The sequence below is a fragment of the Vallitalea maricola genome (assembly GCF_036985595.1).
Taxonomy (GTDB): domain Bacteria; phylum Bacillota; class Clostridia; order Lachnospirales; family Vallitaleaceae; genus Vallitalea; species Vallitalea maricola.
Genome location: NZ_BTPU01000371.1, coordinates 1 through 335 on the forward strand (window position 1 = coordinate 1; position 335 = coordinate 335).

Consider the following 335-nt stretch of genomic DNA (forward strand, 5'->3'; position numbering starts at 1 on the left):
CCCAAAATCAAACATTGATGTATTTGTCTTACGCGACCAAAGAAACATCAGGAAGTTTTAAGCATAGTCTTTCTACGGTTCCGTTATGGGGAACTAAAGCCTATACAGCACCACAAATCATCTTAAAAAATGATGGGTAAATCCGCTTTGAATACCGTAACGAAATAAGAAAGTTTAATTACTAAGTGGCTGGCTACACATAATCATTAAAATAACTATTCACCGATAATAAAATGATCACTGAACTCCACAGTGATCATTATCGCTTATCACAATCAAAATAAAAGCCGTTTTTGACTTAAACATAGCTAATTAAACTAAGCTGAGCTTTATAG

At 33.7% G+C, this 335-nt stretch carries 1 protein-coding gene; it reads left to right on the forward strand.

What is annotated here, in order from left to right:
* The first annotated feature begins 14 nt into the window (after positions 1-14).
* The gene (locus tag AACQ14_RS24860; protein WP_353514043.1) at positions 15-140 is read left to right on the forward strand and encodes a CreA family protein; all 126 of its coding nucleotides are present in this window, start codon (positions 15-17) and stop codon (positions 138-140) included.
* The last annotated feature ends 195 nt before the right edge of the window (positions 141-335 follow it).